The 13,377-nt window shown below is 65.8% G+C and carries 15 protein-coding genes and 1 pseudogene; 6 read left to right on the top strand and 10 right to left on the bottom strand.

The window, feature by feature from the left end:
- Positions 1 to 36: 36 nt before the first annotated feature.
- From DIE02_RS20620 to DIE02_RS20630, 3 genes are read left to right on the top strand one after another with little or no spacing between them, the layout of a single operon-like run.
- Complete coding sequence (locus DIE02_RS20620; protein ID WP_124521924.1) at positions 37 to 1,296, top strand: M48 family metallopeptidase; 1,260 nt, start codon at positions 37 to 39, stop codon at positions 1,294 to 1,296.
- The gene (gene rsgA / locus DIE02_RS20625) at positions 1,293 to 2,234 is read left to right on the top strand and encodes a ribosome small subunit-dependent GTPase A (RefSeq protein WP_040143718.1); all 942 of its coding nucleotides are present in this window, start codon (positions 1,293 to 1,295) and stop codon (positions 2,232 to 2,234) included. The genes DIE02_RS20620 and rsgA overlap by 4 nt, the downstream gene beginning before the upstream one ends.
- 59 nt (positions 2,235 to 2,293) lie before the next feature.
- The gene (locus tag DIE02_RS20630) at positions 2,294 to 2,611 is read left to right on the top strand and encodes a putative signal transducing protein (protein ID WP_044844812.1); all 318 of its coding nucleotides are present in this window, start codon (positions 2,294 to 2,296) and stop codon (positions 2,609 to 2,611) included.
- Positions 2,612 to 2,687: 76 nt separating this feature from the next.
- Here the strand turns inward: DIE02_RS20630 and DIE02_RS20635 are convergent, their stop codons facing one another.
- The 6 genes from DIE02_RS20635 to rpsP all read right to left on the bottom strand — a co-directional run bounded on the left by DIE02_RS20635 (position 2,688) and on the right by rpsP (position 6,814).
- Positions 2,688 to 3,626 carry a CobD/CbiB family protein gene (locus DIE02_RS20635; protein ID WP_044844813.1) on the bottom strand — a complete coding sequence of 313 codons (939 nt, stop codon included), beginning with the start codon at positions 3,624 to 3,626 and terminating at the stop codon, positions 2,688 to 2,690.
- A 119-nt stretch (positions 3,627 to 3,745) separates the two neighbouring features.
- On the bottom strand, positions 3,746 to 4,432 hold the full coding sequence (locus DIE02_RS20640; RefSeq protein WP_044844814.1) for a CoA pyrophosphatase: 687 nt from the start codon (positions 4,430 to 4,432) through the stop codon (positions 3,746 to 3,748).
- Between the two features lie 87 nt (positions 4,433 to 4,519).
- Positions 4,520 to 4,912 (bottom strand): 50S ribosomal protein L19, encoded by a 393-nt coding sequence (gene rplS, locus DIE02_RS20645; protein ID WP_006486838.1) that lies wholly within the window; start codon positions 4,910 to 4,912, stop codon positions 4,520 to 4,522.
- A gap of 133 nt (positions 4,913 to 5,045) precedes the next feature.
- Positions 5,046 to 5,840, bottom strand: a complete 795-nt coding sequence (gene trmD, locus DIE02_RS20650) for a tRNA (guanosine(37)-N1)-methyltransferase TrmD (protein ID WP_124487488.1) — start codon at positions 5,838 to 5,840, stop codon at positions 5,046 to 5,048.
- Positions 5,840 to 6,517 (bottom strand): ribosome maturation factor RimM, encoded by a 678-nt coding sequence (gene rimM / locus DIE02_RS20655; protein ID WP_124487489.1) that lies wholly within the window; start codon positions 6,515 to 6,517, stop codon positions 5,840 to 5,842. The genes trmD and rimM overlap by 1 nt, the downstream gene beginning before the upstream one ends.
- A 42-nt stretch (positions 6,518 to 6,559) precedes the next feature.
- Positions 6,560 to 6,814 (bottom strand): 30S ribosomal protein S16, encoded by a 255-nt coding sequence (gene rpsP, locus DIE02_RS20660; RefSeq protein WP_006476550.1) that lies wholly within the window; start codon positions 6,812 to 6,814, stop codon positions 6,560 to 6,562.
- Positions 6,815 to 6,967: 153 nt separating this feature from the next.
- Here rpsP and DIE02_RS20665 point away from each other — a divergent pair, with 153 nt between their 5' ends.
- On the top strand, positions 6,968 to 8,107 hold the full coding sequence (locus tag DIE02_RS20665; RefSeq protein WP_124521926.1) for a sorbosone dehydrogenase family protein: 1,140 nt from the start codon (positions 6,968 to 6,970) through the stop codon (positions 8,105 to 8,107).
- A gap of 111 nt (positions 8,108 to 8,218) precedes the next feature.
- Entirely contained in the window at positions 8,219 to 8,686 is a 468-nt protein-coding gene (locus tag DIE02_RS20670; RefSeq protein ID WP_124521928.1) for an NINE protein, read from the top strand.
- Positions 8,687 to 8,704: 18 nt separating this feature from the next.
- On the opposite strand, the gene DIE02_RS20675 is transcribed toward DIE02_RS20670, so the two are convergent.
- The gene (locus tag DIE02_RS20675; RefSeq protein ID WP_124521930.1) at positions 8,705 to 9,883 is read right to left on the bottom strand and encodes a PA0069 family radical SAM protein; all 1,179 of its coding nucleotides are present in this window, start codon (positions 9,881 to 9,883) and stop codon (positions 8,705 to 8,707) included.
- 91 nt (positions 9,884 to 9,974) lie between these two features.
- The gene (locus DIE02_RS20680) at positions 9,975 to 10,463 is read right to left on the bottom strand and encodes an Lrp/AsnC ligand binding domain-containing protein (protein WP_044844820.1); all 489 of its coding nucleotides are present in this window, start codon (positions 10,461 to 10,463) and stop codon (positions 9,975 to 9,977) included.
- 145 nt (positions 10,464 to 10,608) lie between these two features.
- On the opposite strand from DIE02_RS20680, the gene DIE02_RS20685 reads away from it, so the two are divergent.
- Positions 10,609 to 11,895, top strand: a complete 1,287-nt coding sequence (locus DIE02_RS20685; protein ID WP_124521932.1) for a D-amino acid dehydrogenase — start codon at positions 10,609 to 10,611, stop codon at positions 11,893 to 11,895.
- Between the two features lie 323 nt (positions 11,896 to 12,218).
- Here DIE02_RS20685 and DIE02_RS20690 read toward each other — a convergent pair whose 3' ends face one another.
- Together DIE02_RS20690 and DIE02_RS20695 are read right to left on the bottom strand one after the other, a co-directional pair.
- The gene (locus DIE02_RS20690) at positions 12,219 to 13,154 is read right to left on the bottom strand and encodes an electron transfer flavoprotein subunit alpha/FixB family protein (protein ID WP_044844822.1); all 936 of its coding nucleotides are present in this window, start codon (positions 13,152 to 13,154) and stop codon (positions 12,219 to 12,221) included.
- 16 nt (positions 13,155 to 13,170) lie between these two features.
- Positions 13,171 to 13,377: pseudogene (locus DIE02_RS20695) on the bottom strand (electron transfer flavoprotein subunit beta/FixA family protein); the annotation flags it as partial.

Consider the following 13,377-nt stretch of genomic DNA (forward strand, 5'->3'; position numbering starts at 1 on the left):
CATATAATTCTCGCATAGAACCCTTTGGCGCCTTCGATGTCACCCTTTTCGTTCACCCTGCTGTTCGCGATCGCCGTGCTCGCGATGGTCGTCACCAAGCTGTGGCTCGCGTCGCGGCAGATCCGCTTCGTCGCCGCACATCGCAACAGCGTGCCCGCGCAGTTCAGCGCCACCATTCCATTGACCGCCCATCAGCGTGCGGCCGACTACACGGTCGAGCGCACCCGGCTGGCGATGTTCGAGATCGTCGTCAGCGCGGCCGTGCTGGTCGGCCTCACGCTGCTGGGTGGCGTCGGCGCCCTCGACACGCTGCTGACGGGCTGGTTCGGCCGCGGCTACGGGCAGCAGGTCGCGCTCGTCGCCGCCGTGCTCGCGATCACGAGCGTAATCGACGTGCCGTTCGAGTATTACCGCCAGTTCGGGATCGAGCAGCGGTTCGGCTTCAACCGGATGACCAAGCGCCTGTTCTTCACCGACATGCTGAAGAACACGCTGCTCGGCGCCGTGCTCGGCCTGCCGCTGCTGTTCGTCGTGCTGTGGCTGATGAACCAGGCCGGCAGCCTGTGGTGGCTGTGGACCTGGATCGTCTGGGTCGCGTTCCAGATGCTCGTGCTGCTGATCTATCCGACCTTCATCGCACCGATCTTCAACAAGTTCGAACCGCTGAAGGACGAAGCGCTGCGCACGCGCATCGAGTTGCTGATGAAACGGTGCGGCTTCGCGGCGAAGGGCCTGTTCGTGATGGACGGCAGCCGCCGTTCCGCGCACGGCAACGCGTACTTCACGGGCTTCGGCGCATCGAAGCGGATTGTCTTCTTCGACACGCTGCTCGCGCGGCTGACGGGCCAGGAAATCGAGGCCGTGCTCGCCCACGAGCTCGGCCACTTCAAGCGCCGCCACGTGATGAAGCGGATGCTCGTGTCGTTTGTGCTGAGCCTCGTGCTGCTCGCGCTGCTCGGCTGGCTCGCGCAGCGCACCTGGTTCTATACGGGGCTCGGCGTCACGCCGTCGCTCGACACGAGCAACGCGGGCGCCGCGCTCGTGCTGTTCTTCCTCGCGATCCCCGTGTTCCTGTTCTTTGCAACTCCGTTCAGCAGCCTGACGTCGCGCAAGCACGAATTCGAGGCCGACGCGTTCGCGGCCAGCCAGACCGACGCGCAGGATCTCGTCAGCGCGCTCGTGAAGCTTTATGAGGACAACGCGTCGACGCTCACGCCGGACCCCGTCTACACGGCCTTCTACTACTCGCATCCGCCCGCGTCGCAGCGGATCGACCGCCTGATGCAGCACGCATGAGCCGGCCGACCTCCCGCAAGCCGGCCCCGCGCGCGTCGGGCGCGCCGCGTGTCGAAGGCCGCGTGATCGCGGCGCACGGCCGCCACTACATCGTCGCGCCCGACGACGGCGGCCCGATGCTGCAGTGCTTCCCGCGCGGCAAGAAAAGCGAGATCGCGGTCGGCGACCGCGTCGTATACGAGCAGGCGTCGGCCGACCAGGGTGTGATCGTCGAGATCGGCGAGCGGCGCAACCTGCTGTACCGCTCCGACCAGTTCAAGTCGAAGCTGTTCGCGGCCAACCTCGACCAGCTGCTGATCGTGCTCGCGACCGAGCCCTATTTCAGCGAGGACCTGCTCGGTCGCGCACTGATCGCGGCCGAAGCGAACGAACTGAAGCCGCTCGTCGTGCTGAACAAGATCGACGTCGAGGCCGCGCTGCCGGTCGCCCGCGAGCGCCTCGCGCCCTACCGCGCGCTCGGCTACGACGTGCTCGAGCTGTCGGTGAAGGGCGCGCCCGACGATGCGCGTGCGCAGCTGATGCCGCATCTGGCCGGCCATTCGACCATCCTGCTCGGCCAGTCCGGAATGGGCAAGTCGACGCTCGTGAACCTGCTCGTGCCCGATGCCGAGGCCGCGACCCGCGAAATCTCGGCCGCGCTCAACAGCGGCCGCCACACGACGACGTTCACGCGCCTCTACCCGCTCGACGGCGGCGGCGCGCTGATCGATTCGCCGGGTTTCCAGGAATTCGGCCTCTACCACCTGACGGAAGGCCGCCTCGAGCGCGCGTTCCCGGAATTCCGCCCGCTGCTCGCGGACTGCCGTTTCTATAATTGCCATCATCTGCACGAGCCGGGCTGCGCGATTCTCGAGGCCGTCGCCGACGGCCGCATTGCACCGTCGCGGCATGCGCTTTACGCGCAGCTCGTGCACGAGGCAAGCCAGATCGTCCGCTGACCGCGCGGCGGGCAGAAGGCGGCCGGTGCCCCGCCCGGCCTTCACCGACAGGAGCCGCGATGCGTTTCAAGGCCCCCGATCTCGCCACCGCGCAGCATTGGGCGAACGTGCTGCAGGTGGCCGGCATCGGCTGCGAGTTGCACAACTGCTACGCGACCGGTGCGCTCGGCGGCCTGCCCGCCGACGCGTGCACGCCCGAGCTGTGGCTCGACGACGAGCGCGACGATGCGCTCGCGCGGCGGCTTCTCGATGCCGCGTCACACGGCCCGTCGGCCGGCGCCGCGCCGTGGCGCTGCCGTCAGTGCGGCGAGGCGCTCGAGGCCCAGTTCACCGCCTGCTGGCAATGTGGCGCCATACGCGATCCGCTCGACGACTGAGCGACTGGCCCGACGCACAGCAAAAAGGCCGGCATGAAGCCGGCCTTTTCGTTTCATCGCGAACTGCGCTGCCGCGTCACGATACCCAGACGGCCAGCGTCAGCATCAACAGCAGGATCATCCACAGGATCACGGCGCGCCACACCAGGCCGACTGCGGACTGCAGCGTGCGCGGCGTGCAATCGTCACCGACCGTCAACGGACCGCTGTCGCCGACCGCCAGCGCGTCGAGGCTCGATGGTTCCGCGAGCGGCCCCGCGAGGCGCGCGCCGAGCGCGCCGCTACCGGCCGCGAGCAGCACGCCGTCGTTCGGGTCGGGCCACTGACGCGTGTGATTGCGCCACGCGTAGATTGCATCCTCGAAGTTGCCGACGATCGCGAAACCGAGCGCGGTCAGCCGCGACGGAATCCAGTCGATCACGAAGAACGCGCGCTGCGCGAACGTCGAGAACGCGGCCGTGCGATCGTCGCCCGGCGTCGACCAGCTGCGCGCGAGATATTCGGAGATGCGGTACAGCACGGCGCCGGCCGGACCGATCGGCAGCACGTACCAGAAGAACACGCCGAACACGTGACGATGCGACGCAACGACCGCATGAATCAGCGTATGACGGACGATTTCGCCGACCGGCATGTCGACCGTGTCGAGGCCCGTCCACTCGTGCAGGATTTCACGCGCGCGCGGCACGTCGTCGTTGTTGAGCGCGAGATGGATATCGGTGAAGTAGTGGCTGAACTGGCGAAAACCGAGCGTGAAATACACGACGGCGACGTTCCAGATGAACGCCAGCACGAAGCTCACCTTGTACAGCAGGAAGTAGATCAGCGCGACGATCAACACCCACGGCAGCACGACCGCGAGCCATGCGAGCACGCCATGCTTTTGCTTGCCGGCGTCGAGGCCATGCGCGACGGTTTCCGCGTGAAACTGGAACAGCGCGAACACCGGATTGCTCGGCGACAACGCGCGGACCTGTTCGATGATGAGAGCGAGGAGAACCGAAAAGAAAGTCATGCGTGCGCCGTCTTCGGAGTTATGTCATTTTTTGCATAACGATAGCACAGCGTAAGCGACGCATGGCTGACGATGCGATCGCCCGGCGGCCGGCCGCGCGCGCCGCACAGCGCGGGAAGTCAGCCGGCTGCCAAAAAGCGGTAGAGATTGCGCAACATGCCGGCAGTTGCGCCCCAGATGAAGTAATGCCCGGCTGATTCGCCACTGGGATAGGGCATCGCAAAAAAACGACGCTCGCCGCCTTCCCAGCGGAACACGCGCACCTGGTGGTTCGCGGGGCTCATCAGGAACGCGAGCGGCACCTCGAAAATCTCGGCGACTTCGAACGTGTCGGCCTGCACGGTGAACGGCGGATGCACGAGCGCCACGACGGGCGTCACGCAGAAACCGGTCCCCGTCAGGTAGTCGGGCAGCGCACCGAGAATCTCCACCGGCTCGGCGGCCAGTCCGATTTCTTCCTTCGCCTCGCGCAACGCGGTTGCCGTCGCATCGCGATCGAACGGCTCGCGACGGCCGCCGGGGAAGCTGATCTGCCCGGCATGGTCGTTCAGGTGATCGGCGCGCTGGGTCAGCAGCACGGTGAGGCCGCTCTCGCGAACGACGAGCGGGATGAGGACGGCGGCGCTGCGCGGGTCGACGCCCTCCTGCAGCCGCGCCTCGCCGGGCTCGACGCTCCATTCGAGCGTGCGCGCAAAACGCTCGCGCAGCCCGGGCGGCGTCATCAGGCGGGACTCGATGGACGGCAGGCCCGCGCCGGTGCCTTCAACCGGCAGCACTTCGGGATCGATGATGGGGCGGCGATTCAATGGGGCTCTCGTGTTCGTGACATAACGAGCATATTGTCGCGCCAGAATGAAAAAAGCACCCGGGTGGGTGCTTTTTCCTTACAGCTCTTACTCTTGGGAAGCTGCTGCGGCGCGATCCTTCGACACCAGCTTTTCCTTGATACGAGCCGACTTGCCCGAACGCTCGCGCAGGTAGTACAGCTTCGCACGACGCACATCACCGCGACGCTTCACGACGATGCTCGCCAGCAGCGGCGAGTACGTCTGGAACGTACGCTCGACGCCTTCGCCCGACGAGATCTTGCGGACGATGAAGTTCGAGTTCAGGCCGCGGTTGCGAATCGCGATCACGACGCCTTCGTAAGCCTGAACGCGCTTGCGGTTACCTTCAACCACGTTCACGTTCACGATCACCGTGTCGCCCGGGGCGAAATCGGGGATCGTCTTGCCGGCGAGCGCGCGCTCGATCTCTTCCTGCTCAAGTTTTGCGATCAGATTCATTACTGACTCCTTATGCCATCTTGTCGGCGTTTGCACCCGCCCGTTTCCAGGCCTGGCCCCGATAGAGGATGGATTCACATCAGGCACCGCACACACATGCACGGCACCGCCATTTCCCGTCCGCGACGCCGCCTCAGGAGGCGTTCTTCGCTTCGCGTGCGAGGTTCGCAAGCCACGCCTCGTCGGCACGACTCAGCAACTTCTCGCGGCGCGCCCGGACGATCAGGTCCGGCCGCTTCCGCAACGTATTCTTCAATGCTTCCTGCCGCCGCCACTTCTCGATCTCGGCATGATGCCCGCCGAGCAGCACGTCCGGCACACGCATTCCCTCGTATTCCTCGGGGCGCGTGTAATGTGGGCAATCGAGCAGCCCGTCGGCGAAGCTGTCCTGCACGGCCGACTGCGCATCGTTCAGCACGCCGGGCAACAGGCGCACGACGGCATCCATCATCGCCATCGCCGGCAGTTCGCCGCCGGACAGAACGAAATCGCCGAGGCTGATTTCCTCGTCGACACAACGGTCGAGCAGACGCTGATCGATCGCCTCGTAGCGACCGCACAGCACGATGACACCGGGCTCCTGCGCCATCCGCACCGCACGTTCGTGTGTGAACGGCGCACCTTGCGGCGACATCATCACCACCCGCGTGCTCGCGACGCCCTGCTCCGCCTGCGCGGCTTTCGCAGCACCGATCGCGGCCTCGAGCGGCCTGGCCAGCATCACCATGCCAGGACCACCGCCGTACGGACGATCGTCGACCGTGCGGTAGTTGTCCGTCGTGAAATCACGCGGATTCCAGGTGCGCAGCCCGAAGCGCTCCTGCTTCACGGCCCGGCTGGTGATTCCCCAGTCGGTCAGCGCGCGGAACATTTCGGGAAAGAGCGTGACGACGTCGAACTGCACCGCGCTCTCCGTAACCTGGTTCATTAGTAATCGGCTTCCCAGTCGACGACGATGCGACGTGCCGCCTGATCCACCGTCTTGACGTAGACGCCGACGAACGGAATCAGCCGCTCGTCGGTGGTCGGCCGACCATCCTTGCCGACTGCCGGATACTCGACGCGCATGATCGAATGCACGCCGTTGTCGATCATCCCGCTCACCGTCCCGAGCGCCACCGATTGCTCGTTGACGACCTCGAGGCCGATCAGGTCGACCCAATAGAATTCGTCCGCGGCCAATGCCGGGAAATCTTCCCGGCGCACGAACACGCGAAAGCCGCGCAAAGCCAGTGCGGCATCGCGGTCGCTGACACCCGCGGTATGCGCGACGACCGTGTCGCCGTGCGTCTTCGACTGCAGGATGCGGGCGGACAACCGCTCCCCACCCCGTTCCAGCCACCAGCGGCGCGCCGTGAGCAGCGCATCGCCGCCGCGACCGGCGTCGGCATGTGTCGCCACCTTGACCCATCCTTTCAGGCCGTAGGCGTCGACTACTGCCCCGACCTCGACAGCATCGTCGGGCCAGGCTTGCACCGCTTCGAGACTGCCCTGCTCGGCAGCCGTACCGGCGCTCGCGACAGTGTCGCGCTCGACCGGCTTGCGGACGAATGCGCCAAACGACGCTCGCCCGCGCCTTGCGTTACCGGAATCGTGACCGGACATCAATGCTCCTTGCAGCCGGCACGACCGGCACACCGCGCCATGTTAGGCAGCCGGTTGCGCCTTTTGCGCTTCCTTCACGAGACGCTGGACGGTCGGCGACAGTTGCGCGCCAACGCCTTGCCAGTACGTCAGGCGGTCCTGAGCGATACGCAGCGATTCGCCCTTCGTAGCGACCGGGTTGTAGAAGCCGACGCGCTCGATGAAGCGGCCGTCACGACGGTTGCGCGAATCGGTAGCAACGATGTTGTAGAACGGGCGCTTCTTCGAGCCGCCGCGAGCCAGACGGATGATAACCATATGAAATCCTTCGGGAAAACCGGGTTCGAAACTACTGAAACGTGCGATTATAGCCGGAAACCAAAGCCACAACAAACACTTACGCGCAAAAATTCCGCAGACGCCCTGTTCGCCGGGCATACAATCGTCGCGTCCACGACGCTTCCCGCCGCCATGCCGCTATTTCGCGTCACCCCGGCGCGCCGCGCGCAGCACCGCCTCGCAGGCTTGCTGACCGGCCTCGTCACCTGTTTCGCATCCGCCGCGGCTTGCGCCGCGCCACCGGTGGACGAACTCGTCGTGCCGCCCGGCTTCCATGTCGACGTGCTGACCAATGCCGTGCCGACCGCCCGCGAAATGGCGTGGTCGCCGCGCGGCATCCTGTATGTCGGCTCGCGGGAAGGCCGCGTGCATGCCTTCGTGATGCAAGAGGGCCGGATCACTGCCCGCCATGTGATCGCGTCGGGGCTCGACACGCCCGTCGGCGTCGCGTATCGCGATGGCGCCCTCTATATCTCCGCCGTGTCGCGCATCCTGCGCCTCGACCACATCGACGACCGGCTCGCCAGGCCACCCGCGCCGGCGGTCGTGACGGACGCGCTGCCGACCGATCATCATCACGGCTGGAAATTCATCGCGTTCGGCCCCGACGGCAAGCTCTACGTGCCGGTCGGCGCACCGTGCAACGTCTGCCTCGCCGATCGCAGCCGATACGCGATCATCGCACGCATGCACGCCGACGGCAGCAACCGCGAAGTATTTGCCCGCGGCGTACGCAATACCGTCGGCTTCGCGTGGCACCCCGATTCGGGCGAGCTATGGTTCACCGACAACGGGCGCGACATGATGGGCGACGACGTGCCCGACGACAAGCTGAACCGTGCGCCGCGCGCGGGCCTCGATTTCGGCTTCCCGTACTGCCATGGCGGCGACACGCCCGACCCCGAATTCGGGAGCCCCGACGTGTGCCGGCGCTACGCGCCGCCCGCGCTGAAACTCGGCGCGCACGTCGCGGCGCTCGGCATGCGCTTCTATACGGGGCCGATGTTTCCGGCGTCGTATCGCAACAACATCTTCATTGCCGAGCACGGTTCGTGGAATCGCAGCACGAAGGTCGGCTACCGCGTGATGCGCGCTGTCGTGTCGGCCGACGGCAGTCATACGCGCCAGACGCCGTTCATCACGGGCTGGCTGCGCGCGGACGGCAGCGTGTGGGGACGCCCGGCCGACGTACTGCCGCTACCGGACGGCTCGCTGCTCGTCAGCGACGACTACGCGGGCGCCATCTACCGTGTCACCTATGCGGCACCTTGACGCAGACGAGGGGTGACCGGGCCCTACCGGGCATCGTAGAATGCGTGCCGGGCCCGAGCGCCCTGCGCCGGCCTGCCGGCCGCCCATGCCACCGATAATCCGCCGCCACCCATGTCCAGCAGCACCGCATCGCCCCGCCGCTTCCGCTCCAAGACGCTCACCGCCGCCCTCGCGTTCCTGTTCGGTTCGCTCGGCGCGCACCGCTTCTACCTGTACGGCTTGCGCGACGTGTACGGCTGGGCGCACCTGCTCGCGACGATCGTCGGGATCCCGGGTTTCCTGCTGCTCGCCGCGACCCAGCGCAGTGCCGGCCTCGGCTGGTGGCTCGCCGTGCCGGGTGCGATCTCGCTGCTGGCCGCGTTCCTCGCCGCGCTCGTCTACGGCCTGCGCGCCGACGAGAAATGGGACGCGCAATTCAATGCCGACACGGGCAAGCACAGCCGGTCAGGCTGGACGGTGATCTTCATCGTGATCTTCTCGCTGCTGATTGGCGCGTTCCTGCTGATGACCGCGCTCGCGCTGTCGTTCCAGACGTATTTCGAGTCGCAAGTCGAAGCGGCGAAGCAAATCTCGCAGTAAGCTGCCGACGCGGGTCGGTCAGAACAGACTCAACTGCACGTCGTCGCGCGAGTTCGCGCCAGTTGCGCCCGCCAACGCGCGCTGCGCGGCCGCCCCGGCCGCCGGCGCACCGCGAAACTGAGACAGATCCAGAATGCCGTTCCTGCGCTCGTTCAACCCAAGCCGCTTCACGGCCTGACGGAAACGCTGCCGCAACAGGTCGGCCCAGATCCCCTCGCCCTTCATCCGTTTCGAGAAATCCGAGTCGTAGTCCTTCCCGCCGCGCATGTCGCGCACGCGATTCATCACGCGCTCCGCTCGATCGGGGAAATGCGCGGAGAGCCAGTTCTTGAACAGTGGCGCGACCTCCCACGGCAGCCGCAGGATGATGTAGCTCGCGTGCGTCGCGCCGGCTTCCGCACAGGCTTCCAGCACACGCTCCATGTCCGGCTCGGTGACGAACGGGATCATCGGTGCAATGCTCACACCCACGGGCACGCCCGCGTCGCGCAGTGCGCGGATCGTACGCAGCCGGCGCGCCGGAGTCGCCGCACGCGGCTCGAGCGTGCGCGCGAGATCGGCGTCGAGCGTCGTGATCGTGACTGCGGCCATCACCTGCCCGCGCTCGGCCATCGGGGCCAACAGATCCAGATCGCGCTCGATCAGCGACGATTTCGTGATCGCGGCGAACGGCAGCCCGTAATCGTGCATCACCTGGATCACGCTACGCGTGATGCGCAGATCGCGCTCGACGGGCTGGTATGCATCGGTGTTGACGCCGAGCGCGATCGGCTCCGGCACGTAGCGCTTGCGCGAAATCTCGCGCTCGAGCAGTTCGGCCGCGTTGACCTTCGCGTAGATGCGACTCTCGAAATCGAGCCCCGGCGACAGGCCGAGATAGCTATGGGTCGGCCGTGCGAAGCAGTAGATGCAGCCATGCTCGCAGCCGCGATACGGATTGAGCGACACGCTGAACGGAATGTCCGGCGACTGGTTGTGCGTCAGGATGCTCTTTGCGCGCTCCTCGAACACCTGGGTGCGCAGCGGAGCAGGCAGATCGGCGTCGCCCGATTCGTGCGTCCAGCCGTCGTCGACCGCTTCGCGCAGCGCCGTTTCGTACCGCCCCTGGAGATTGTCGACCGCACCGCGCCCCTTGCGGGGCGCCGGCGGCGCTATCGGAAATTCGTTGTCGGACCGACCGTCCATGTGCTCACCCATTCGCCTGCACCCAATACTGTATATTTATACAGTATTGGGTGCAGCATGCCAAGGGTGAGATAGCGGAGCCGGCAGCGGGCCCCCGCCGCGCTCATTCGCCGACCGAAATCGTCAGCGTCTCCTTGATTTCCTCCATCACGACATAGCTCTTCGACTGCACCGCGCCGGGAAGTTGCAGCAGGATGTCGCCGAGCAGCTTGCGATAGTCGGCCATTTCGCCGATCCGCGCCTTGATCAGGTAATCGAAGTCGCCGGACACGAGATGACATTCGAGCACCTCGTCGATCTTCATCACTTCGCGGCGGAACTGCTCGAACATGTTGCCGCCCTTGTGGCCGAGCGTGATCTCGACGAACACCAGCAGCGCGGCATCCAGCTGGTGAGGATCGACACGCGCGTGGTAGCCGGTGATCACGCCGTCGCGCTCCATGCGCCGCACGCGCTCGATGCACGGCGTGACGGTCAGTCCGACCTGTTCCGCAAGGTCCTTCATCGCCATCCGGCCGTCGTCCTGGAGCAGTTTCAGGATGCGCCGGTCGAGCTTGTCGAGCGAGCGTACTGGCTGGCGTTGCGTTCTCATTTGTTTATGCTGAAAACCTGAAAAATACGATAACAAAACCTACACATTCGACAATACCATAGCGCAAAAAACTAGATCAGCTAGAGGTTACACGGAGACGCAGGTGCGCCCGGCCTCGACCTGATCCCTTCCATCTGGAGCAGCTATGCGAGTCGTCATTCTGGGCAGCGGTGTGGTGGGCGTGGCAAGCGCGTATTACCTCGCGCGCGCCGGTCATGAAGTCACGGTGATCGACCGGGAAGCCGGCCCGGCGCTCGAGACGAGCTTCGCAAATGCAGGTCAGATCTCGCCCGGCTATGCGGCGCCGTGGGCCGCGCCCGGCGTGCCGCTGAAGGCCGTCAAGTGGATGTTCGAGAAGCACGCGCCGCTCGCGATCCGCCTCGACGGCACGCGCTTCCAGCTCCAGTGGATGTGGCAGATGCTGCGCAACTGCACGGCCGAGCGCTATGCGGTCAACAAGGGCCGCATGGTCCGCCTTGCCGAATACAGCCGCGATTGCCTGCAGGCACTGCGCGCCGACACGGGCATCGAGTACGAAGGGCGCACGGGCGGCACGCTGCAACTGTTCCGCACGCAACAGCAACTCGACGGCGCGGCGAAGGACATCGCGGTGCTGCAGGAAGCGAACGTGCCGTTCGAACTGCTGTCGCCGGCCGAACTGAAAAATGCCGAACCGGCGCTCGCCGCCGTGTCGCACAAGCTGACCGGCGGCCTGCGCCTGCCCGGCGACGAAACGGGCGACTGCCAGCTGTTCACGACGCGCCTCGCGGCGCTCGCGGAGTCGCTCGGCGTGAAGTTCCGCTACAACACGCCGATCGACGCGCTCGCGATCGCGGGCGGCAAGATCGCCGGCGTGCAGTGCGGCAGCGAGACGGTGCGCGCGGATGCGTACGTCGTCGCGCTCGGCTCGTACTCGACCCGCTTCGTCTCGAACCTGATGAAGATTCCGGTCTATCCGCTGAAGGGCTATTCGATCACCGCGCCGATCGTCGACGAGGCGGCCGCCCCCGTGTCGACGGTGCTCGACGAAACCTACAAGATCGCGATCACGCGTTTCGACCAGCGCATCCGTGTCGGCGGCATGGCGGAGATCGTCGGTTTCGACAAGAACCTGCGCGCAGCGCGCCGCGAAACGCTGGAAATGTGCGTGAACGACTTGTTCCCGGGCGGCGGCGACACGTCGAAGGCAACCTTCTGGACGGGCCTGCGCCCGATGACGCCGGACGGCACGCCGATCGTCGGCCGCACGCCGGTCTCGAACCTGTTCCTGAACACCGGCCACGGCACGCTCGGCTGGACGATGTCGTGCGGATCGGGCCAGTTGCTCGCCGACCTGATCTCGGGCAAGAAGCCGGCGATCCAGGCCGACGACCTGTCGGTGCATCGCTACCTGAAGGACGTGGCCGGCCAGACGCGCCCGGCATACGCATAAGTCGGGACGGCCCGCGGCGACGCAGGCCGGTCGGTATCAGTGGAGAAGGCGCCCGTCAGGGCGCCTTTTTCGTTTCAGCGCATGCGATACCGGCTCGGAAAGGGGCTTGCGTCAACGCGCACGCGCGTTGCCCCTTCGCTCCGGCGATCGATGCTTCGGTCCCATCTGCTCGCACAAAAACTGTTCCGTACGGCATGGTGCGATGGCGATGCGCTGCATCGAAGATGGATGCGTCCCCGCCCCTTCTGCCATTGCACAAAAAAGGGGCGCTCATCGCGCCCCTTGTCGTACGACTTGCTGCCGAAGCATCAAGTCACGCAGCGTCAGCCCAGCTCGTTCACGAGCTCCGGCACGAGCGCGAACAGATCGCCGACGAGGCCGTAGTCGGCCACGCTGAAGATCGGTGCTTCCGGATCCTTGTTGATCGCGACGATCACCTTCGAATCCTTCATGCCGGCCAGATGCTGGATCGCACCCGAGATACCGACCGCGATGTACAGCTGCGGCGCGACGATCTTGCCGGTCTGGCCGACCTGGTAGTCGTTCGGCACGTAACCGGCGTCGACTGCCGCGCGCGATGCGCCGAGTGCGGCGCTCAGCTTGTCGGCCAGCGGCTCGAGAACCTTCGTGTAGTTCTCGCCGCTGCCCAGGCCGCGGCCGCCCGACACGATGATGCTCGCCGACGTCAGTTCCGGACGGTCCAGCTTCGTCACTTCACGGCTCACGAACTGCGACTTGCCTGCGTCCGCCGCGGCTTCGATCTTCTCGATCGCCGCGCTGCCGCCTTCGGCTGCCACCGGATCGAAGCCCGTCGCACGCACCGTGATGACCTTGATCGGGTCGCTCGACTGCACCGTCGCGATCGCGTTGCCCGCGTAGATCGGACGCTCGAACGTGTCGGCACTGTCAACAGCCGTGATGTCGGAGATCTGCGCGACGTCCAGCTTCGCGGCGATACGCGGTGCGATGTTCTTGCCGTAAGCCGTTGCCGGCGCGAGGATGTGCGAGTAGTCCTTCGCGATGTTCAGCGCGGTCGCTTCGACGTTTTCCGCGAGGCCCGCTTCGAGTTGCGGCGCATCGGCCAGCAACACCTTTGACACACCTGCGATCTTCGCTGCCGCATCGGCCGCGCCTTGCGCATTGTGACCCGCGACCAGCACGTGGATGTCACCGCCGATCTTCGCTGCTGCTGCCACCGTGTTCAGCGTCGCGGCCTTGATCGACGCGTTGTCGTGTTCTGCAATCACCAGAATCGTCATTTCTTTCCGCTCCCTCTTACAGCACCTTGGCTTCGGTCTTCAGCTTCTCGACCAGCGTCTTCACGTCCGGCACCTTCACGCCGGCCGCGCGCTTCGGCGGCTCGGCCACCTTCAGCGTCTTCAGACGCGGCGCGACGTCCACGCCCAGGTCTTCCGGCTTCACCGTTTCCAGCGGCTTCTTCTTCGCCTTCATGATGTTCGGCAGCGTCACGTAGCGCGGCTC

The organism is Burkholderia sp. Bp8991 (assembly GCF_003853795.1).
GTDB lineage: Bacteria > Pseudomonadota > Gammaproteobacteria > Burkholderiales > Burkholderiaceae > Burkholderia.